Here is a 20699-nt window from a genome sequence, read left to right as displayed (position 1 = left end):
TCGTCGAATACCATTCACTTCAATGATTGAAGTTATCTCCGTTCCTGCTGCGGAGCGCAAGGCGGTCTGACTGGACGGGTCGGAACCGGATCGCTCTCGCCTGTGTTGGCGCTGCCGCGCCCCTGTCGCTGAACGCGCTCTCATAGTCTTTCCCGTCCTGCTGATCGAAGAGGATGCCTTGCTGGCACGGCGGCTTGTTGTTCCGGCGGCGGCCAGCAAGGCATTTTCAGGTTAGAACGCGATGGTCAGCCGCGCGGTTCCGGAGTGTGAGGTGAACCCGCTTCCCAGTTCGGGGGCGTATTGGACAGAGAAGGCCACATTCTTGGCACCCAGCAGGTCTGCGCCGATGGAGAAGCGCCCGAGCGTGCCGGGGCCGGCTGTCGTCAGGTCGAAGCTGTCGCCGTTGGGCTGGTCTGCGAACCGGGCCGTCGTCGTCCAGTCGCGCGGAGAGCCATATTCGATGGCAGCACTTGCAAACGGGCGCAGGGTTACCTTGGTGGAAAGCGGCAGTTTCGTGCCAAGCTCCACCCCCGCCACCCCGATCAGCGCGGTATCTGACTGCGCCTCTACCGCGAGGCGGAATGGGGAGTTGCCGGTTTCGGTAAAGGCCTTGTTGGAAACATGGATGGCATGGCCTTCCACGAACGGGCGGACGAAGCTTGCGCCATTGTCGAGCAGGTTGATTGCCGCCCGCACATGCCCGCCCACTTGCGACTGTTCCGGCTTCGCGGCTGCCTGTTCGCTCAGCCCCAGCATGATCTGCCAGCTGGACTTGTACCAGCCATAGGCCGCGTCGATCCCGGCGGAGAGTTCCCACTGCGCCGGCGTGTAGAGGAGGCCAAGGCCACCCACCAGGGAGTCCCCGCTGATGCGGGCACTGCCATTGCCGTCGCGGAACTTCGTGCTTTCGTAGGCAATGGAGCCGATGATCGCGAGATCGTCGTTGAGCGGCAGTTGCACGCCCTTCTGCGAGGCCCAGGCGTCTGCGGTGTAGCCAAGCTTGTCTGTGCCGGCCTTTTGCGTGGTGTCGTTCACCAGCAGGCGGGCCCAGCCGCAGCGCTCCGCCGTGCGGCTTTCCAGCTGCAGCTCCGGGCAACCGCCATAGAGGTTGGCAGCAAAGGTGCGGCTGCTGTTGAAGCGGAAGGCACCGAACGCGCCCAGGCCCTGCCCCGCCAGAGAGCCGAGGCCGGCCGCATAGCCCGCATCATCGGCCACCCCCAGCAGGCGGGTGAAGGCCGCATCGGCAGATGCACCGCCATCGAACAGCGATTGCAGGTTTGCCGCCACCGCCTTTTCGTTGGCACCAAGCGTTGTTGCCCGTTCCGCGAAGTGCGCGCGCGGGGTTACCTGCAAAACCTTGCTGTCCGTTGTGATCGCATAGTCGAACAGATGCGTCCCGCTCGACTGCAGGGACGCGCCCAGCTTGAGCGTGCCCGTGGACGTGATCAGGGTGAGCGCCCTGTTGCGGATGGACGTAGCGCGCACGTCCACCATGCCCTCTATCACCGCGTCGCCGTCGATCGTCAGCTGCGTGCCCTTGCCGCCGGCAAAGTCTGCGGCCAGCACCAGGCTGCTTCCGGGCTTGCCGACATAGTCGCCGGTGATCCGGGCCGTGCCGCTTGCGCTGCGCATGTCCAGCGTTCCGGCATTGCTGACCCCGCACGTCGTGGCAGCGCAGTTGTTGCCGACATTGATCAAAGTGGAGTGCACGAAGCCGGAGGCGATGATGTCGAGATAGCCGCTGCCGCCGCCATCCGTCAGGTCGATCTTGCCCCAGATCGTCCCCGAGTTGGTGATGTAGACATAGCCGGCGTTGCCATAGACGGCATAGCCGTCGGCGGAGCCTGAATTGATCGTGCCCCAATTGTTCAGCACGTTGTTGTTGGAATCCTGGGTTCCGCCATGATCGAAATAGATGGCCCAGTTGCTGGCGCTTCCGTTCACAGTGCCGTGGTTGTTGATTGCTATCTGGCCGTGCTGGCTGCCGTCACCGTCGCTCTGGGCAAAGATGCCGATGGCATAGGCGCCGGTGACCGTGATCGTGCCGTCGTTGGTCACCGTCACGTCGTTGCCATAACCGCGGCCGCCGGCGGTGCCGGTGAACAGGCCCGAGGTGTTGGCTATGTAACCTCCGCCGCCGCCAATGGATTGGGCGATGATGGCGGTGGTGTTGTCACCGATTGCCTTGATGTCGACGCCCGAATTGATCGTCACCTCGACCACGCCGCCGTTGCCGGTGCGGTTGGTGCCGCCGCCGCCAAAGCCGAAGTGCTGCTGGGTCCAGCCGGTGTCGCCGGCCAGCCCGCCGCCGCCACCGATCGATTGTGCGATCACCGCGCTGGCGCCTTTTCCGGTGACGGTGCCGTTCTTCTGCGCGAAGCCCGTCGAGATGTTGGCGCCCACATTCACGAACAGGCCGCTGTTGGCATTCGGGTCGGTGGAATCATTCTTTCCGTCGTCGATGACGCTACCGCTCGTGGTGCCGGTGCCGAAGAAGTCGCTGGCGCTCGTCCCGGCGGGCTTGCCGCCCAGCACAAGGCCGCCGCCGCCCGCAATCGGCTGGGCGAGGATGCCATAGGCATTGTCGCCCTTCGTCGTGATCGTGCCGCCGGCAGTGGTGGCCACATGTACCAGTCCACTGCCGCCGTTGCTGTTCGCACCGCCGGAGCCGCCGAACTTCAGGTTGATGCCATAGTCGCCGCCGGTGGCGTTTGCTGCGCCGCCATTGTTGTCGCTGGCATCGGTCGACAATGTCTTGACGATGCCGCCACCCCCCGCGATCGACTGCGCAATGATGCCTATTGCATCATGGCTCTGGGTGATGATCGCCCCGCTGATGGAGACGACCGCCTGGCCCGCAGTGCCGGCGCCGCCGCCATTGCCGCCAATCGAGATCGGCACGCTCAGCACCGAGCTTTTGCTGCTGCCATCCGGCTTGACCTTGGCGCCGGAGGCGCCGCCGATGCCGCCGCCGCCAGCGATGCTCTGTGCAACGATACCGGCGGCGAGTGCACCCGTGGTAATCACGCTGCCGCTGTTGGCTATTTCGACGAACGCGCCGTCTCCACCTGCCCCGCCCTGGCCGCCGACACTGATCGCCCCCTGCACATCCGTCTTGGTCGTGGACGAGATGGACGCGCCGCCCTTGCCGCCACCGCCGCCGATCGCCTGGGCCAGAATCCCGTCCGACATTTTCCCGATCGTGCCGATGGAGCCGGTGTTGGTGACCGAGATTGCGCCGGCATCGCCACCACCGCCGGCATTTCCACCCTGACCGATGTTGATGCTGGCGGTAATCGAATCTGATTCACTGTCGTCACCGGAGTCGCCCGCCGTTGCACCGGTGGAATTCAGTGCGTCGGCATCCGCGGCAGGATCGCCCACACCGGTCGCCACCCCGCTGCCTGGATTGCAGGCGCTCGCATTGCCCAGCAGGCAGTTCGCCAGCGAGTTCAGGCCGGCCAGCGAGTTGTATTTCTTGAGCGCTTCAAGGCCACCCGCGGCAAACGCGTTCGTGAGCGCGCTGATCGTTGGCGTCGTAGACCCTGCCGCGCCGTTGCCGCCGTCTCCGGTCGACTTGTTGCTGCCAAGGCTGGTTGCCGCCTTGCCGCCGTTGCCGCCGCCGCCGCCGATCGACTGCGCGATGATGCCAACGGAATCGGACCCGAACGTCGCGATGCTTCCCTCGTTCAGGACGACGACGGAATTGATGGCCTTGCCGTTGCTGTCGACACCTTGCGAGGCCGAGCCGCCGCTGCCGCCATTGCCGCCGACGTTGATGGAAGCCGAAAAGTCACCGTTGGAGGTTCCCGCCCCGCCGCCGCCGCGCCCGCCGCCGCCGCCGATGCTCTGCGCAGCCATCCCCGCACCCCCATCGCCAAGGGTGATCAGCGCGCCGCTGTTCGAGATGGTGACGATCCCGCTTCCGCCTCCGCTGGCAGCCTGGCCGCCCAGGCTCATGGTCGTGGCGATGCTGGTGCCATCGCCGCTCGACGTGGCCTTGCCGTCCGCGCTGCCGCCGTTGCCGCCACCGCCGCCAATCGACTGGGCGATCATCGCATCGCCCGCCTGACCTGTTGTCACAATGATGCCGATATTGCCCAGCGTAACGCTGCCGCCGACGCCTGAGCCGCCGCCGTTCCCGCCGATGCTGAGCGTTCCGCTGAACGAGAAGGAGTCCTCGTCGGAACCCTTGGCCGTAGCCACAGCGGCGGAATCGCCGCCCGAACCACCACCGCCGCCGATGCTCTGGCCGACGATGCCCAGCCCGCCCGCTCCGGTAGTGGCGATGACGCCGGCGTTGGCCAGCGCGACGTCGCCGCCCGAACCCCCCGCTCCGCCCGTGCCGCCCAGCGCCAATGCAACGGAGAGCGTCGGCAGCGGTGGGTCGCTCGACACCGAATAGACTTTCGCCTCGGCTGCCGAGTTGCCGCCAACGCCGCCTCCGCCACCGATGCTCTGGCCGATGATGCCGAAGGAATCGCTGCCTGAAGTCGTGATCGTCCCCCTGTTGGTGGGGACCGCGTTTCCGTTTGCATCGGTGAGCAGCCCCACCCTGTTCCCGTCGCCACCGCTACCGCCGCTGCCGCCGAGCGAAACTGCCGACCCGGCGAAGCCCGAGACAGTCTTGCCGATGGCCGAACCACCGTTGCCGCCGCCGCCGCCGATGGACTGAAGAAAAATGCCGCTGGAATGCGCGCCGGAGGTGGTGATGCTGCTGGAACTGGCGATGTCGATCGTGCCGCCATTGCCGCCCAGGCCGCCGGAACCGCCGATCAGATAGTCCGCGATCAGCCCTGTGCCACCGACCGAGCCGCCGGTGCCGCCACCCCCGCCGATGGACTGCGCCGCGAACGCCGAGGAACGCAGGCCCACCGTGCTGATCTCGATGCCGATATCGGCCTGTACCGACCCCCCGTTTGCCCCGTTTCCACCGGCGCCGCCGACGGCGAACTGACCGTTCGTCACCGAGCCGCCGACACCGCCGCCGCCGCCGATCGATTGCGCGAGAATCCCCCCCGATTCACTTGCGCCCGCCGTGGTTACCACGCCGCCGCCGGTCAGGCTGATGGCGCCGCCGTCCTTCGCGTAACCGCCACCGCCGCCACCGCCGATCGGCGCTTCCGAGTTGCCGCCATTGCCGCCAGCTCCGCCATAGGATTGGGCCAGCACACCGATGCCGGTGGAAAGACCGTTCAACTGGCCATAGAAGTCCTGCGTTCCGGTTACGTTTACCCACCCGTCGATCCGCGCCGTGATCGCCCCGGCATTGCCGCCATCCTTGCCGGTCCCGCCGCTGCCGCCGACAGCGGTGCCGCCGCGGTAGGCGATGCCACCATCGCCGCCATTGCCCCCTATCGACTCCAGGCGCACGCCCCAGCCCCCGCTGGCGGAGATGCTGCCATCTGCGGTCAGGGTGTAGTTCACCGGGCCGGCGTTGCCCCCGGACCCGCCGTCGCCGCCAAGCAGTTGCACGATGCCGGAGCTGTCGTCTCCACCCTTCTGGCCATTTCCACCGTTCGAGCTGAGGGTCATGCCCGGGCCCCACTGGTTGGTAATCGTGCCGCCCTGCACCACCGAGACGAGCTGGCTGTCGCCGCCGCTGCCGCCATTGGCGGCATATTCGCCGGATCCGCCATCCGTTGCCGCACCGCCATCGCCGCCGATCGAGGCGCCATAGACCGGGAAGCCCAGCCGGGAGATGGTGACGGTGCCGTTGAGCGCCATGGTTACCGTGCCGGCCTGACCGCCATTGCCGCCCGTCGGCATGCTGTCATATCCATAGAAGGCCGATCCGCCGAACCCGCCTTGATTGGCAATTGTGATGCGCCCGTCGACGGTCACCCCGGAATCGATGGTCAGCGTCAGCGACTGCGAGCCATCGCCGCCATTTCCGCCGCTCTGGCCATTGTCCGTCGCGCTGCCGCCCTGTTGTCCACCCAGAAACCAGTTGATCACGCCCAGGGTTGTCGGCGGCGAAAATGTCTGGTCGACGGTCGCCGGTGCAGAATCGCCATTGCCGGTGCCGCTCGCCGGAGGCTCGTCGAACGTGATGATGCTGTCGATCTGGGCCAGCGGCGTCGGATCTTGCGCCTGTGCGATCTGAGGCGTCAGAACGGCCACCACGCCGGCAAGCGCAAGCAGGGAATTTCCCGTCATCAAGACGGTCGAGTTCAGCAGACTGTGGCGCCTGGTCACGGCCGCGAGAAGCGACCCCTTGTGCAGCGAATGGCCCATTATAACCCCCTGTTCTCAAAGACATGCATTCGTTCCGGGCAAAGGCGGGGAGGCGACGAAACCATGGTTTCGCCACAAGCCGCTTCCGTCTCGCCGATGATGCGACGTCTAGGGCATTTGCCGCCGGTCGCTCTTCCCGGTTTTCCGGCTTTCTTTTCTCATTTTCCGAAACCGACTTTCCCCGGTGAAAACTGGCGCTTCTGTTGAGCGCGTGTCAGGCATCGGATAATCTGCGGCGGATGGGCAGCGATGTTGAAGATTTCCAGAGCTATCCCAGCGTCAGGCAGCTGCAGGATATCCGCCGCACGGGGCCGGGCGTGGGTTGGGAAGTGGAGCACCACCACGAGGAGCTGGAATTCAATCTGATCATTTCCGGCCGCGGCGCCTATTTCCTGGAGGACAATCACTTTGAACTGAAGCCGGGCACTCTGGTCTGGATACTTCCAGATCAGCGCCACCGCCTGATGCGAGGCCCGGACCTCGACATGTGGGTAGGGTCCCTCTCCTCCGCCTATGTTTCGCCGGAGATACTGCAGCTTGCCGCGCGCAACCCCTTGAAATCGCTGTCTGCCGAAGATGCCATCGCGCTGGACCGGCTGTATTCGCACCTCAGCCAGGACGCCGACCAGCCGGATGTCTACAGGCTGGGCCTGCAATATGCGCTGAGAAGCACGATGCATATCGCCTGCACCAGCGCCGGCCCGCCTCCGGCGATCCGGCACCCCGCCGTCACGCAGGCACTCGGCCTGCTGCGGCGCTCGGACGACGAAATCGTGAACATGCCTGCACTCGCCGCAAAATGCGGTGTTTCCGCCAAATATCTCGGCGACCTGCTGATGGCGCAGACAGGTCGCGGTTTCGTGGAATGGCGCAATATTGCCCGGCTGGAGCGCTTCCAGGATGCCTATCCCGAGTCAGGCGACCTGCTGACCGGCGCGCTGGCAGCCGGCTTCGGCAGCTACACCCAGTTTCACCGGGTTTTTCAGCTGTATGTCGGAACTACGCCGGGCGACTGGGCACGGAAACGCGACGACAAGGCGCGGCTTGCCTTTCCGCAGATGAGCCATTCGGCCGATCAGATGACTTCAGGGAGCCAGCGGCTGATCTGGTACAAGCTGTTGGATGCGAGCTTCGTCGAGTCCGACCGCTGGTTGGCCGACATTGTCGGCAATGGCCTGATTGCACCCTCCGGATCTCAGGCAGCGGATGAGCCCATCCCGACAGGCCTCGAAAGCTATGAAAGCCTGCGCGACTTGCAGCCCGCCCTGACCGCCGAACTATGCCGGAACATACCTGAATCGGCCGAACGCATTCGGGAGACATTCGCGAGATATGATCTCTTTGACTTGTACGAGGAGCGTTTTACCCATTTTGGTGCTGATATTCGGGATCTTTCTTCACTTGCCACCATCCTGCTGATCGTCCTGTCCATGGAGGCGAACCATCTGGCCATGCCATCGCCCGCAGACGCGGCGCGATTGAGAACCGCGGTCCGCCGCACAGGCGCCGCCGCCCACAAGATCAGCGCGGAAGGCCGGCGCAGGATTGCGGCCGGGATCCTTGTTCAGACACTGGTGCTGGTAATGGGGTCCTTGGGTGCGCGGGGATCGGGCATGGCGGCCAAGGCCGTCCGGATCGCCGACGCGGCACAGGGCTATGGCCTGCAGAAGCTGGGCATTGATCTGCGGCAGACGCCCTTGTTCGGTCCCCGCAGTCCGCTGGCCACCATGCCCGCCTCGGGGAACTGGGGAGCCACCTAACAGCTACCCGCCGGATGATCCGGAAGCGAAACGTCGGCCAGCAGCTGTGCCACAAGCTTTCGAAGCAAATCGCAGTCCTCTGGTGCCAGTCTCACCAGCGCAGCCCTGAGATAGGCGCGGTCTACACCACCGGCGATGGCAAGGGAGTCCATTCCACGTATGCGAAGGACCATCTCCAACGTACGGGCAATCGCGGCAGGTTGCCGGCTGTCGAGCGCATCCCCAAGCGCGAGCAGTTGGCTGCTCGCATCCTCCAGCAACTCCTCCACGCGATCGCTGCTGGAGTTCGAGTGGGGGCTGGTCATTTCCGAGGGATAGCCGTTCCGCCGTCAACCCGTCTTGTCATCCTCTCCCGTAATTCTTTGCAGATTGTCGGATGACCCGATCCGCGCAGGCGCAAACCGCGCGGGCGCCGTTTGCACGTTGTTCTGCGCTGTCGATCATGGGCGCACGCCGAGCCATTCCGCAGCTTTGGGTATCCGGGGCAGAAGGAGCTTGTCTGCAAACCAGATCAGCAGGACTGAGGCGGCGACGAGCGGGAGCAGCAGCGCACAGAAGATCAGCAGGACCATGATCAGCGGAGAGCCGGTTTGCGCCGCCGGGGGAGCCCCCAGCCGGCCAGCGGGTTTGCGGCGGCGCCACATCACGAAACCGCTGACCGCCATCGTGACAAGGCCCAATGCGGTCAGCACGCCGATCAGCTGGTTCAGCGGGCCGAACAACTGGCCCTGATGCCAGGCGATGCCATAGCCGACGACCCTGTCCACGACATGCTCGTCGGCAAATCGCTCCCGCGAAAGCTCCTGCGTTGCAGGGGAATCGAAGCGGATCGTCTGTTGCAGCGGCACGTTCAGGGCATCCGACCGTATCGTCCAGACCGGCTCGCCCGGCTGTCCAAACCGTCCCGGCGCGCCCGGTGGGGTCACGATCGCCGGAAAGGCCAATCCTTCGGCGCGGGCGCGGGCAACCATCGCATCGAAGGCCTGAGGCGCAAAGTTCGCCGGACCCATATTCTTCTCGTCCACCATTCCATGCCCTGCATGGGGGTCGGCCGACGCGTCCGGCGCGGCATGGGTGATCTGCCATGTCGAGGCGCCCTTCACCCAGCCGAACTCCTGCCGTGCCGCCTTGAAGGCACCGCCCCAGACTTCGGTCCAGGGCAGCCCGGTCAGCAGCAGGATCAGGGCAAGACCGGATATCCAGAAGCCGGTCACCGCATGAAGGTCGCGCCAGAACACACGGCTTCCGCGCCCCAGCCTTGGCCAGACCACACCCGCCGCCCCACCGCCGCGCGGCCACCAGAGATAGAGCCCCGACAGGATCATCAGGATCACCCAGCTTGCCGCCAGTTCCACCAGCCGATTGCCGGGCGTGCCTGCCAGCAATTCGCTGTGAACCCGCAGCACCAGCGCCATGATGCGGTCTTCCGGCATCAGGCTGCCGGCGACCTTCCCCTCAGGACCGACGAACACCTCCACCGGCCCGGCGCCAGCCGGCTGTGAAAGCTGGATGAGCGCGGAATCACCGGGGCGTTCGGGCAGCCGGTAGCCGAGAAACTGCGCCCCGGGATAGGCCGCCATCGCGGCCTCCAGCTGCTGATGCGGCAGGACGGTCGCCACCCCTGCGGGGGAACGGAAATCGCGTTCCTCCCAGCGCTCTATCTGCGGCTTGAACAGATAGAGCGTGCCCGAGAGCGCAAGGATGACGATGAACGGCATGACGAACAAGCCGGCATAGAAGTGCCAGCGCCAGATCGTCCGGTAGATGTTCGTCGCTGTCGATGCGGAGGCCAAACTATGCTCCCTGAGAGATGTGCGGGCTGCGCCGATCAAAGCCGGAAGCGAATGCCGGCGAAGACGGCGCGGCCAGTGCCGGGGTTGAACAGCTGCGAGGCTTCGGTCGCCACGCCGGCGATCGCCACGGTAGAGATGTAGCGCTTGTCGGTCAGGTTTCGCCCCTCGACATACGGGCCTCCTCCGCCTCTGCACATGCGGGGGCGGCAGCCAGGCCGACTGCGGCCGCGAGCAAAAGGGACTTCAACATGCTCTCCTGAACAGTCAAACAGCTTTGGCGAACGCAGCCGCCAGTCATCCCTTCCCGGATGCGGCGATCATCTTCAGCGTTTCGCGGACCATCCCCGGGAAAGGCTTGAACATTCCGCCGATCATGGCGGCGACCTCTGGCGGCGCGGTCTTGATCGAGCCCGAATTGAACGGCGGATCCGGATCATATTCGCACATCAGCTGGATGCCCTTGGCATAGAATTCGTCGCGCAGCTCGGCCACCATGGTCAGGCCGAAATCGAGGCCCGAGGTGACGCCGGCACCGGTGATACGGTTCCGATCCCGCACCACCCGTTCAGCGACCTTGATGGCGCCGACATCCGGCAGATTTTCCAGCGATGCCCAATGGCTGGTCGCCCGATAGCCCTTGAGAAGCCCGGCAGCCCCCAGCACCAGCGACCCGGTGCAGACCGAGGTGACATATTTCGCGCGGGAGCCGCGATCGGCGACGAAATCGCGGGTCGCCTTGTCGGCCATGGCGGCCAGCGTTCCTTCGGCGCCGCCGGGTATGAACAGCACCGTCAGATCCTTCGGGCATTCGTCGAACGTGATGGTGGGCAATATCGTCACGCCGGTATCGCTGGTGATCGGATCCCGCGTCTTGCCGACCAGATGCACCGTTGCCCCCATCAGGCCGGCAAACATGTACTGCGGCCCGATAAGATCGAGGATCGTCATCTTGGGATAACACAGCATGGCGATCACGTCGGGCCGGGTCCAGTCGGCCGGCATGGTCGACATATCGTGGTTGGAAAGTTGATCGGCGCCTGCAGGAAGGGGCACGCCCTGGGCGGCCGCGCGCTGCGCCGCCAGAGGGGCAAGGATTGCGGCCAGAAGCGCCGTGCGGCGGTCGAGGATCGGGCTGTCCATCTCAGAAATCTCCACGAAGGGTCAGGAAGGCCGAACGCGGCTGCGTCGGGCTGACATAGGCGCCGCCGAAATACTGGTAGGGGTCGAAGGCCTTCGACCCGAGCAGGTTGACGACGGAAAGGGCGATGGTGGCTGGCCCCACCTTGTAGGACGCCTGCGCATCGACCAGCGCGACCCCCTTCACCGACAGGGTGTTGGGCAAGGTCAGCTCACGAGACGACATCGCCGTGACGCCGGCACCGAAGCCAAGGCCGGACAGGGCGCCATCCGTCACCCGATAGCGGGCCGCCAATCGCCCGCTGTGTTCGGGAACGGCGCGAAGCCTGTCGCCCACGGGCAGATTGTTGTCCTTGCGGACTTTGGCGTCGGTGTAGGCATAGTTGAACAGCAGGGAGAGGTTGGCGTTGGGTTCATACACAAGGTCCAGCTCGGCCCCCTGCGCGCGCTGCTCGCCGGTCTGCACATAGAGGAACGGATTGGCCGGGTCCGGGGTGAGCACATTCTGCCGCGTCAGCTGATAGAGGGCGGCCGTGCCGGTCAGCCCCTTCACCACGCCGGCGAACTTCAGCCCGCCTTCCCAATGCTGCGATGTCTCGGGCTTGGGCGTGATGCCATACATGGCAGCGCCCACCACGCCCTGGAAACCTTCCGAATAGCCGCCGAACAGCGACAGGCCGTCGACGAGCCTGAAGGTGGCGCCGACGCGTGGGGTGAACTTGCTGTCGCTGGTGTCGCTCTCCAGGCCCATCATCGCGCTGCGGATCTTCAGCTTCGTCCAGCGCAGGCCCAGCGTCACATCCAGCCGGTCGCCGATGGAAATCTGATCCTGCGCGAACAGGGCAATGCTCTCCAGCCGGTCCTTCTGGTCGAAATAGATCGGCGGCGGGCCGCCGAACGGCTGCGCCGGCAACGGGTTGGCATAGTCCACCACACCCCAGACGGGGTTGAAGTACATCGCGCCATAATAGTCGGTGTGGTCATAGTCGGCGCCCACCAGCCATTGCTGCCGGAACGTTCCCTCGCCAAAGCGGGCCGTCACCGACCCGGAGGCGAACGTCTTCTTGCTCTCGGTCGGCAGCCAGGCGCTGCCGAAATTATAGACCGTGCCGAAGATCTTGCCGTAGGGGAACGTGCCCCATTCGTCGAACTTGCTGTTCGTGCGGTTGAAGGTGGCGCTGGCCTCCACCTTGTCGGAGAAGCTGTGGTGGAGGGTGGCGGTGATGGCCTTGTTCTCGACCGAGGTGCGCGGCATGTCGCGCGCGCCGGCATAGACGTTGCGATCGATCAGCGCCTCGGGCTCCAGCAGTTCGTAGGGCACCCCGGCATATTCCGTCTGCCGCAGCTTGGTGTAGCGCCCGCGCACGATCAGCCGGCTATCCTCGCCAAGGTTCAGCAGCAGGGTCGGAAAGACAGCGAAGCGATCGCGGCTGACGAAATCGATGTAGCTGTCGCTGCTTTCGATGGAGGTAGCCACCCGGAAGGCCGCAATATCCCCAAGCGGCACGTTCAGATCGGCCTCGGCACCGACGGTGCCGAAGCTTCCCGCACGGCCTGCAAGGCTTGCACTCCACTCGCCGGTGGGATCCTTGGAAACGAGGTTGATGATGCCAGACAGCGGCGCACCGGCGCCGCCGCCGTAAAGCGTTGCCGTCGGCCCCTTGGCCACTTCGATCCGCTCCACATTCACCAGCGTCCCGGGATCGGCAGCGCTGGGCGGCAGCTGGTAGCTGGGGGTTCCGTCGAAGAAATAGTTGACGCTGAAGCCACGGACGAGCGTGGGCTGCAGCACGGTCTGGGCCGTGCTGGTCGGCACCACGCCCGACACGTTCACCAGCGCATCCGTCAGCGTCTGCAGCTGCTGCTCGTCGATCAGCGAGCGGGTGAGCACCTGGATGGACTGCGGCACCTGTTCGATGGGCGTGGCCGTGCGGGTCGCGGTTGCGGCCTGCGGTTCGGCATAGCTTTCGCGGACCCCCGTCACGATGATCGTATCCGCGGTCCATCCTCCGACTTGCTGGGCAGATGCCGCGGATGCCCCGGCCAGTACCGAAACGCCGAGCAGATAAGCGTAGTTCATTGATTTCCCCTTTATATAATTACTTGATTTTGTTTGAATATGGCGCTTCAGCTCGAAGCGAGCCGCTGCAGTTTCTCGACTGCCGTTCGTTGGTCTTCGCCATAGGCAATGGTGCCGATGAACCGGCCTTTGGAGTCCATCAGGTAGATCGAAGCGGTATGGTCGATGGTATAGTCACCGCCCGCTTGCGGAACCTTCGCGTAGAAGACCTTATAGGCCTTCACGATGCCGGCCAGCTGCTCCGGGGTGCCCCGCAAGCCGGTCACCGGCGTATCGAACAGCGTCAGATAGCTTGCCAGCCCCTGCTGGCTGTCATGCTCCGGATCGACCGACACGAACACGACATCGAACTTGTCGCCATCCCTTCCAAGTTGCTTGCGCCAGGCGGCCATATGGCTGAGCGTGGTCGGGCAGACATCGGGGCAGCGGGTAAAGCCGAAGAAGATGGCATAGGGCCGGCCCTTCAGGCTCTCGTCCGTCACGGTGCGGCCATTCTGGTCGGTCATGGTGAAGGGGCCGCCGATCGCAGAACTATAGCCGGATGTCGGTCCGCCGCTGAACTGGCGCACGACCCCCACGCCCAGCGCCACGACCAGCAGCCCCATCGCCAGCAGCAACAGAACAGGCCCCCACCGCGAAAGGAGCGGGGGCCGTTTGCCGGGATCAGCTTCCGGCATGGCTGTTTCCCGTTCCATGGCTGACAGGCTGAATCTTCACCTGCACAGCCACCGTGCCGGCCTTTTCGAACTTCAGCGTCAGCGGCACCTTGTCGCCCGGCTTCAACTGGGATTTCAGCCCGATCAGCATGATGTGATAGCCGCCGGGCTTCAGCTCGAGCGTACCGCCGGCAGGCACAGGCAACCCTTCGGGCACAGCCCGCATCCGCATGACCCCGCCCTCCATCGACATGGTGTGGACTTCGACGACGCCGGCGACCGGCGAGGTGGCGGACAACAGGCGATCTGCTGTCTTGCCCGAGTTGGCGATCTTCATGAACGCGCCGCCATTGGCCTGGCCAACGGCGGTCTGACGCGCCCACGGTTGTTGGATGGAAAGCTTGCCCACCTGGAAGTCCTGCGCGATCGCAGGGGCAGGGATGGCAGTGGCGAGGGCAAGGGCGAGGCCAGGGGCAATGGCAAGGCCAGGGGCAATGGCTGCAAGGATTGGAAACTTCATGGAAATGGCTTTCGACAAGAGTGAAAAAGACCGCTCGGGCGCCGCTGCAACGCAGAGATCAGCCTTGGTCGGACAGGTCAGGTGAGTTGCCGGGATCCCGCCTTTGCCAGCAGCCGCTGGACATGCGGATGGATCTCCCTTCGCTCCTCGGCGGTCAGGCAAAGCCCGATTGGCCGGCGCCTCCCGGAGGCGACGAGCTCAAGCTGAAAGTCGGTCTCCGACCGCGAGCGGGCCTCGACGCGGGTCCAGACGGGCGGGAAGCTATCCACATGCGTTCGGCCCCGTCCGTCGACCCGGACCAGCTCGATTCCGGTGGAGCTGGCCCGAAGCCATTCCTGTTCCACCTGGCTTCGGGAAAACAGGTGCAGCGCCAGCGCCAGCGCGCCGATGTCCAGCAGCGCGAAAATCATCACCGGCCAGGCGCCGAGGAGCAGAAATCGCAGCGAAACCAATAGAGTAAGCGCGAGCGCGCCGATCACCATCCAGCGCCCGGCGGGGGGGATGGACGAGCGCGGCGCCGACATATGGATTTCCCCGAGGACCGGTGCGTCCGTCGGATAGCCATCAGGTCTGGAGTAATCTCTCCGCGGAATTGCATGCATGGCAGTAACCCCGATGCAGGGCGCGCCCTGTGCGGGTGCGCGCGCAGCGCCCGGCACAGGCCGGGCGCAATTCAGCAGCGAACGAGGTCAGGTGTCCGCCGCACGAGCCGTCAGGCGCGCGCGGGTGGAGCAAGCGAGGGCGGCGGAGGTGCGGCCAGTCGGTGGATGGTGAGGTCTGCGATCGCCCGGCCATTGGCGGCATCGGCACCGCCGGAATAGTCGGGTAGCAGCTTTGCAGGCCCGGTGTCCGGCAAATTCGCCTGGCTGAGCGCCGCCGCGAACAGGCAAGGCATCTCGGACTTCTGATGCGGATCGTCGGGCCCGTGCCGCGCCTTGCCGAAATCGACTGCAATCTCGCCGCCACCCGCAGTCGAGCAGAGAATGAGATTGACGCTGCCACCGGCAAATGCCGGCATATAGCCGGCCGGAACTGCGACGCGGATCGCGAGGGCGCACAGGATGAGCAAGGGCAAAAGCCCCCGCCCAGCGCGCCAATTCACGAAACGTCCCGTCATGGCCGCCGCCCTTATCGCACGATCTGCACGGTGTCATCTGGTAGAAATGTCTCAGCCCGGCTGGCCGCACCCCGCGCGACCTGCCGTACCGAAGCGCAATGTCAGGCAGCTGCCGAAAGCGCCCGATCCAGGTCGGCGATGATATCGTCGATGTGCTCAAGGCCGATCGACAGGCGGACATAGCCGGGCGAAACACCTGTTGCCGTTTGCGCCTCGGCATCGAGCTGCGAATGCGTGGTAGAGGCGGGATGGATCGCCAGGCTGCGGGCGTCGCCGATGTTGGCCACATGATAAAGCAGCTCGAGCCCGTCGATGAACTTGCGCCCGGCATCGACACCGCCGGCAAGTTCGAATCCTACCAGTCCGCCAAACCCGCCAGCCAGATAGCGGTCCGCGCGTGCGCGCACGTCGCCCTTCTGCTGGCTCGGGTGGATCACCCGCGTCACCTGGCCCTGCCGGGCCAGCCAGTCGGCGACCCTGGCCGCATTTTCGCAGTGGCGCGACATGCGCAGGGGCAGCGTTTCAATGCCCTGCAGGATCTGAAACGCGTTAAACGGCGAAATGGCCGCGCCGAGATCGCGCAGCAGCACGGTCCGGGCGCGCAGGATATAGGCAATCGGCCCGAGCGCCTGCACAGCCTGCGTCCAGATGGCGCCGTGATACGACGGGTCCGGACTGTTGAGGGCGGGTTGGCGGTCGGCGGCGGCGGCCCAGTCAAAGCTGCCGCCGTCGACGATCAACCCGCCGATGGATGTGCCATGACCGCCAAGATACTTCGTGGCCGAATACACCACGACTGCGGCACCGTGGTCGAGCGGCCGACACAGCAGCGGGGCCGCCGTATTGTCCATGACCAGCGGAATGCCGAGTGCGCGCCCGATCGCCGCCACTTCCGCAATCGGGAAGACCTCCAGCTTTGGATTGGGCAGGGTCTCGGCATAATAGGCCCGCGTCCTGGCATCCGTGGCACGCTCAAAGCTCCGGGGGTCGGCGGGATCGACAAAGCGAACTTCGATGCCCTGATCGCGGAGCGTGTTGGCGAACAGGTTCCATGTCCCGCCATAGAGGGCAGTGGAGCTAACGACATTGTCGCCGGCCTTGGCGATCGTCTGGAGCGCCATGGCGGACGCCGCCTGACCGGATGCCACTCCAAGCGCCGCCACGCCGCCGTCCAGCGCGGCGACACGCTTTTCCAGCACATCGGTCGTCGGATTCATGATCCGCGTGTAGATGTTGCCCAGCTCCTGCAAGGCAAAGAGGGCTGAGGCGTGTTCGGTGTCGCGGAACTGATACGACGTCGTCTGGTGGATGGGTACCGCCACCGAGCCCGTCGAGGGGTCGGCCCGCCATCCGGCATGCAACGCCAGCGTTTCGGGATGCAGCGGGCGATCGGTCATGGCTTCACCTGGTTTGTTGGGGTTGCCGCAGCGGTAACCCGTTGAGCCGTGGAGGGTCAATCTCCCGCCGATCGCGCACGCCATCGATCAGCGCTGTTTCGCCACGGGGCATTTGCGCCGCCGAATCCGACTGGAACCTTCCCTCCCGGCACGCTCTTCGCTATTCGGGAGACGAACCGGCCTGCCGGCGCCAATTGCCTGCACGACGGCCGGTTACTATCGGCAAACCCTTTGGGCGGTTTCGATAGGCGGGCCAATGATGGGCTCGTTTCGCCCCGCGAACCCGGATCGAACAGCCGGGATCGCCCGTTGCGGCAGCCGGAGAAAGACGATTTCACAACGACCGGACGCGTTACCGCTTCCCCCTGAAAATCTGCTCGAGGGCGCCAGTCTGTTCCTCGATCTGGACGGCACATTGCTGGATATCGTCGACCGGCCCGACGCCGTGGTGGCCGACGCGCCGCTGAAGGCGCTGCTGGCGCGGCTGTCCGGGAAGCTGGACGGCAGGCTCGCCATCGTAAGCGGGCGTTCGATCACCCAGATCGACGGAATCCTGGGTGAAATCGCAGAGAGCCTGGCAGTTTCGGGCAGCCACGGCTGCGAACATCGCTGGAGCGGCGGCTATGCGCGCCCGGAGCGGCCACCCAGCCTGGACGCGGCCGGCGGCGCGCTGCACGCCTTTGCCAACGGCAGGCCGGGCGTGCTGGTGGAGGAAAAAAGCTTTGGCGTTGCCGTACATTACCGGATGGCGCCGGATGCCGAGGCAGCCGCGCGCGCTTGCCGCGACGCTTGCCGAAACTCTGGGGCTGGAGCTGCAGCCGAGCAAGATGATGGCAGAGCTGCGCGTGGCCGGCGGAGACAAGGGTCGCGCGGTGAAAAGCCTGATGCGGCGGCCCCCTATGGCGGGCACCCGCCCCGTCTTCATCGGCGACGACACCACCGACGAACCGGCGTTCGTGGCCGCGCGCGAGTTGGGGGGAGAGAGAATCCTGGTGGGTGCGCCGCGGGAAAGCGAGGCGTATTTCGGCATCGAATCCCCTGCTGCACTCCGGGGTTGGCTGCAGGCGGTGGCGCAATGACGCCCACGCTCGATCTGTGGCCCATCGGCAATTGCCAGGTCAGCGCGCTGATCGACCGGCAGGGGCGCTTCGTATGGGGGTGCGTTCCGCGCGTTGACGGCGACCCGCTGTTTTCCGCGCTGCTGGGCGGCGAAGCGCCCGAGGCCGGCAAATGGCGGAGCGGGTGTCTGCACAACCCTTATAGGGCAATCATCTCCATCGTGGGCTTCTGTCCTACATTCTGCCCACCTCTCGCTAGAGCAGCCCCACCAGCGCTGCCAGTCGCTGCTTTGTCTGAACCAAGCCCCTGCGCTCAAATTCGACCAAATATTGCTCTGCTGTCATATCCGGATTCTGAAGAACTTCGCGGTGCCTGCGCAGGGCTGAAACGGCCCGTCGCTCATCAAGGTCAACTACGTTCACTAGAAAGGTGTCAGGGTGAATGACCTCTATTCCGTAGCTTTTACATATATCTGCAGGAAAGTGGCGCAAGTTGGTTGTGACAATGGCGTGGGCCCGAGCTACCAAAGCGGCGGCAACGACGTGCCGGTCATCTTGGTCGGGCAAGGTTATGCCCCCAATTAGCTCAGGAGGAACCTCAATCATCGCAGTGGGGAAGGCATCCCGAGCGAGATTTACGGGCCGAGCAGCCTTTTCGGGTTGCTCATTGAAGCGTGTTTCCAGGCTGCGCTGCCATTCGGTTAGGATAAGCTCCGACCAAACAGGGCGATACAACCCTTCATCGGCCAACCAAAGCAGAGCGCCCTTCAATAGCGCTGGGTGAAGCACGCATGCGTCTAGGACGCATGCGTATCGCCCAACCAGCATCAGTTGGCGCTCACCGTGGCATCATCCTCGTCCAGGCCTAACTCGCTGTCGAGGCGAGCCATCTCCGCGAGCGCCTCGCGACGGCGCATCGTTTCACGATCGCGGTACGCCAGAACATCCCGCCCCTTAACCTTGCGATGGGTGCCTACCATTCGAAACTCAATCTTTCCCGTCTCAAGGAGAGAGACGAAATGCGGGCGCGATACATTGAGCAGATCCGCTGCCTGCTGTGTGGTGAGTTCCGCCTCAACGGGAACAATGGCAATCGCATTGCCATTGGCCATCTCGGTTACGACCTTCATCAAGGCGCGCACAACCGACGCTGGCAGGCGCACTTGTGCTGCAGCGTCTTCCTGAGCGCTTACGACGATCGTCTTTTCAGTTGGATTGAGACTGGCCAAACCACGCGCAGCGACGGTCGCTGCCTCAATCTCAGCCTGCTCTAACGCACTCGAATCCTCGAGTGCGAGCGCGAGTGCGGTCACTTATCTTCTCCTGGCCCCAGTGCTCTTAAACGAAATAAGCGAAACGGCTCTTTGTTTCAACTCTTCATTGAATCAGCTCGATTCGTGAGCATAAATTTGAGGCGCCGCGGTGCCTCTATCAGGCGGCCGCTTCTGCCAAGAAAACATCGACCTTCGTACCCCAGAACATTTCCTCATCTGCCAGCATGCCGTCGGCCTCTACCACCGATCGCAGGAACGGCCGGATGATGCGCACCAACCGGGCATCTTCAGCAATGGATTGCAGGGCCACAAAGAACTCTTCCGGCATGGGCGCCATCCGTCGCGCCTTGGCCAGCATGTCATCGATCGGAGGTTCGCCGGGGCGCTCGGTTCTCATCCAATAGCTCGCGATGAAATGCTCGATCTCGTCCACTTCCAACGGGTGCCACTGATGGTCGCAGCGCCCCATGAAGACCAGCACCCGCAGCGCGTTCAGGAATCGCGCATAGGTGCGCACGTCCATGCCCCAGGAAATGCCGCCTTCGGCTCGCCGATCAATCCGGTAGTCGTTCAGGAACTCATCGCAGACCAGGCATTCGCCCGTGTCCAGCTGCACCACCTCCAGGATCCGATCGCATCGAAACCGCCTGAACGCCTCGCGTTCGTGGCAATAGGCGTCCAAATAGGTAAGCCCCTTGGCTTCGGTCAGAGTTCTGCAGGTAATCCGGCGGGCGGCTTCCCTGCCCTTGCTGTCGCAATAGACAATTTCTACGCACACCCCAGCAATTGCGTCCAGTTCGCCCCCTGGCGGGCCTTCGTCATTGACCAACGCGGGAGCTGGCGCCGCAAGTTCAGGCTCATCTCCAGCATCCCAAGCTGGCGCCGAGCCCCGCAGCTTCGGCACGGGCACTCGGTGCCCCCGAATTTCAAGCCAGAGCTCAACGATCAATTTGCGCATACATGCCCCCCTGCTGAGCATTCTGCATTCGGTGCGACGAAATTTCCAGACCCGCTCGAATGGGGGCGCCTAACTAGGTGTCCCAAGCGCAAATATGCATGATGGCTGACGCGCCCTCCGTCCAACATCGAAGGGAAAAACTAGGGCCAGAGATATGATGCCCCACGTTCTCTCACCCAATCGCCCGACCTCACTCCGCCAGAAACTCCGGCGCTCGTGCTTCATCCTGCCGCAGCTGATCATCCCAAGCCGGCTCCCACGTCACGTCAAACGCGCGCGCCTTCACTGCCCGCTTGAACTCGAGATCCTGTTCGCACCGTGCCGGGATTGGCATCAGCTGAGCGGCCAGTTCGTCTAGGTAGTGCCGAAGCGCCGCCTTCTCGTCCTGATCTACCGGATCCGGCGGAAGGTTGAGCAGGATAAGCTCGGCGTTGACGTACTCGGTCCAGCAAAGCGCCTGCAGCGCGTGGTGGACAGCGATGAACTGGCATCGCTTCGTGCTCACCGGCAAGGGTGTGGCACCAAGTTTTGGCGGAAATGCAAGAATGTTGCTCATTAGGCCGGATCGACATTCATCGTAACCAGATCATTGCTGCGGCGAGGTGAATGAAGCCGGTGAAGTGGATGGTTCGTCGATCGTAGCGGGTAGCGAAACGGCGGAAATGCTTGAGGCGGCCGAAGCATCGCTCGATCCGGTTGCGCTGCTTGTAGA

General features: G+C 64.5%; 17 protein-coding genes and 1 pseudogene. 2 read left to right on the top strand and 16 right to left on the bottom strand.

Features of this window, described 5'->3' with window-relative positions; translation table 11 throughout:
• Positions 1-231: 231 nt before the first annotated feature.
• Positions 232-6237, bottom strand: coding sequence for an autotransporter outer membrane beta-barrel domain-containing protein (locus IM784_RS17395; protein WP_199554189.1), 6006 nt, complete (start codon positions 6235-6237; stop codon positions 232-234).
• Positions 6238-6476: 239 nt separating this feature from the next.
• Between IM784_RS17395 and IM784_RS04815 the strand changes: the two genes are divergently transcribed.
• Positions 6477-7997 (top strand): AraC family transcriptional regulator, encoded by a 1521-nt coding sequence (locus tag IM784_RS04815; RefSeq protein WP_199554188.1) that lies wholly within the window; start codon positions 6477-6479, stop codon positions 7995-7997.
• On the opposite strand, the gene IM784_RS04810 is transcribed toward IM784_RS04815, so the two are convergent.
• The 10 genes from IM784_RS04810 to IM784_RS04765 form a co-directional block, all read right to left on the bottom strand.
• Positions 7994-8302: a hypothetical protein gene (locus IM784_RS04810; RefSeq protein WP_199554187.1), complete on the bottom strand. Its 309-nt coding sequence runs from the start codon at positions 8300-8302 to the stop codon at positions 7994-7996. The two genes, IM784_RS04815 and IM784_RS04810, sit on opposite strands and share 4 nt — an antisense overlap.
• A 135-nt stretch (positions 8303-8437) precedes the next feature.
• Positions 8438-9790, bottom strand: a complete 1353-nt coding sequence (locus IM784_RS04805) for a PepSY-associated TM helix domain-containing protein (RefSeq protein WP_235976574.1) — start codon at positions 9788-9790, stop codon at positions 8438-8440.
• Between the two features lie 35 nt (positions 9791-9825).
• Positions 9826-9987 carry a hypothetical protein gene (locus IM784_RS04800; protein ID WP_199554186.1) on the bottom strand — a complete coding sequence of 54 codons (162 nt, stop codon included), beginning with the start codon at positions 9985-9987 and terminating at the stop codon, positions 9826-9828.
• Positions 9988-10084: 97 nt separating this feature from the next.
• A complete protein-coding gene (locus IM784_RS04795) occupies positions 10085-10930 on the bottom strand; it encodes a DJ-1/PfpI family protein (RefSeq protein ID WP_199554185.1) in 846 nt (281 codons plus the stop codon).
• Position 10931: 1 nt separating this feature from the next.
• Positions 10932-13007, bottom strand: coding sequence for a TonB-dependent siderophore receptor (locus IM784_RS04790; RefSeq protein ID WP_199554184.1), 2076 nt, complete (start codon positions 13005-13007; stop codon positions 10932-10934).
• 47 nt (positions 13008-13054) lie between these two features.
• Positions 13055-13684: an SCO family protein gene (locus tag IM784_RS04785; protein WP_199554183.1), complete on the bottom strand. Its 630-nt coding sequence runs from the start codon at positions 13682-13684 to the stop codon at positions 13055-13057.
• Positions 13671-14183: a copper chaperone PCu(A)C gene (locus IM784_RS04780; RefSeq protein WP_199554182.1), complete on the bottom strand. Its 513-nt coding sequence runs from the start codon at positions 14181-14183 to the stop codon at positions 13671-13673. Before IM784_RS04780 ends, IM784_RS04785 begins: the two co-directional genes overlap by 14 nt.
• Positions 14184-14260: 77 nt before the next feature.
• Positions 14261-14707: a DUF2244 domain-containing protein gene (locus tag IM784_RS04775; RefSeq protein WP_199554181.1), complete on the bottom strand. Its 447-nt coding sequence runs from the start codon at positions 14705-14707 to the stop codon at positions 14261-14263.
• A 188-nt stretch (positions 14708-14895) separates the two neighbouring features.
• Positions 14896-15300 carry a hypothetical protein gene (locus IM784_RS04770; protein ID WP_199554180.1) on the bottom strand — a complete coding sequence of 135 codons (405 nt, stop codon included), beginning with the start codon at positions 15298-15300 and terminating at the stop codon, positions 14896-14898.
• Positions 15301-15401: 101 nt separating this feature from the next.
• Positions 15402-16697, bottom strand: a complete 1296-nt coding sequence (locus IM784_RS04765; RefSeq protein WP_199554179.1) for an O-acetylhomoserine aminocarboxypropyltransferase/cysteine synthase family protein — start codon at positions 16695-16697, stop codon at positions 15402-15404.
• A 256-nt stretch (positions 16698-16953) separates the two neighbouring features.
• Between IM784_RS04765 and otsB the strand changes: the two are divergent.
• Positions 16954-17776 (top strand): annotated as a pseudogene (gene otsB / locus IM784_RS17685) (trehalose-phosphatase).
• Positions 17777-18010: 234 nt separating this feature from the next.
• On the opposite strand, the gene IM784_RS04755 reads toward otsB, so the two are convergent.
• The 5 genes from IM784_RS04755 to IM784_RS04735 form a co-directional block, all read right to left on the bottom strand.
• Positions 18011-18583, bottom strand: coding sequence for a PIN domain-containing protein (locus tag IM784_RS04755; RefSeq protein WP_268920813.1), 573 nt, complete (start codon positions 18581-18583; stop codon positions 18011-18013).
• Complete coding sequence (locus IM784_RS17550) at positions 18583-19068, bottom strand: excisionase family DNA-binding protein (RefSeq protein WP_199554177.1); 486 nt, start codon at positions 19066-19068, stop codon at positions 18583-18585. Before IM784_RS17550 ends, IM784_RS04755 begins: the two co-directional genes overlap by 1 nt.
• 118 nt (positions 19069-19186) lie before the next feature.
• Positions 19187-19987, bottom strand: a complete 801-nt coding sequence (locus IM784_RS04745; protein WP_199554176.1) for a WYL domain-containing protein — start codon at positions 19985-19987, stop codon at positions 19187-19189.
• A gap of 190 nt (positions 19988-20177) precedes the next feature.
• Positions 20178-20543: a hypothetical protein gene (locus IM784_RS04740; protein WP_199554175.1), complete on the bottom strand. Its 366-nt coding sequence runs from the start codon at positions 20541-20543 to the stop codon at positions 20178-20180.
• A gap of 16 nt (positions 20544-20559) precedes the next feature.
• The coding region (locus tag IM784_RS04735) for a transposase (protein ID WP_199554174.1) at positions 20560-20699 on the bottom strand (140 nt) is incomplete at its 5' end.

It is taken from the genome of Sandaracinobacteroides hominis, from assembly GCF_016464365.1.
Taxonomy (GTDB): domain Bacteria; phylum Pseudomonadota; class Alphaproteobacteria; order Sphingomonadales; family Sphingomonadaceae; genus Sandaracinobacteroides; species Sandaracinobacteroides hominis.
The sequence above is the reverse complement of the archived record's forward strand: the minus strand, read 5'-3'. Positions and strand labels throughout refer to the sequence as shown.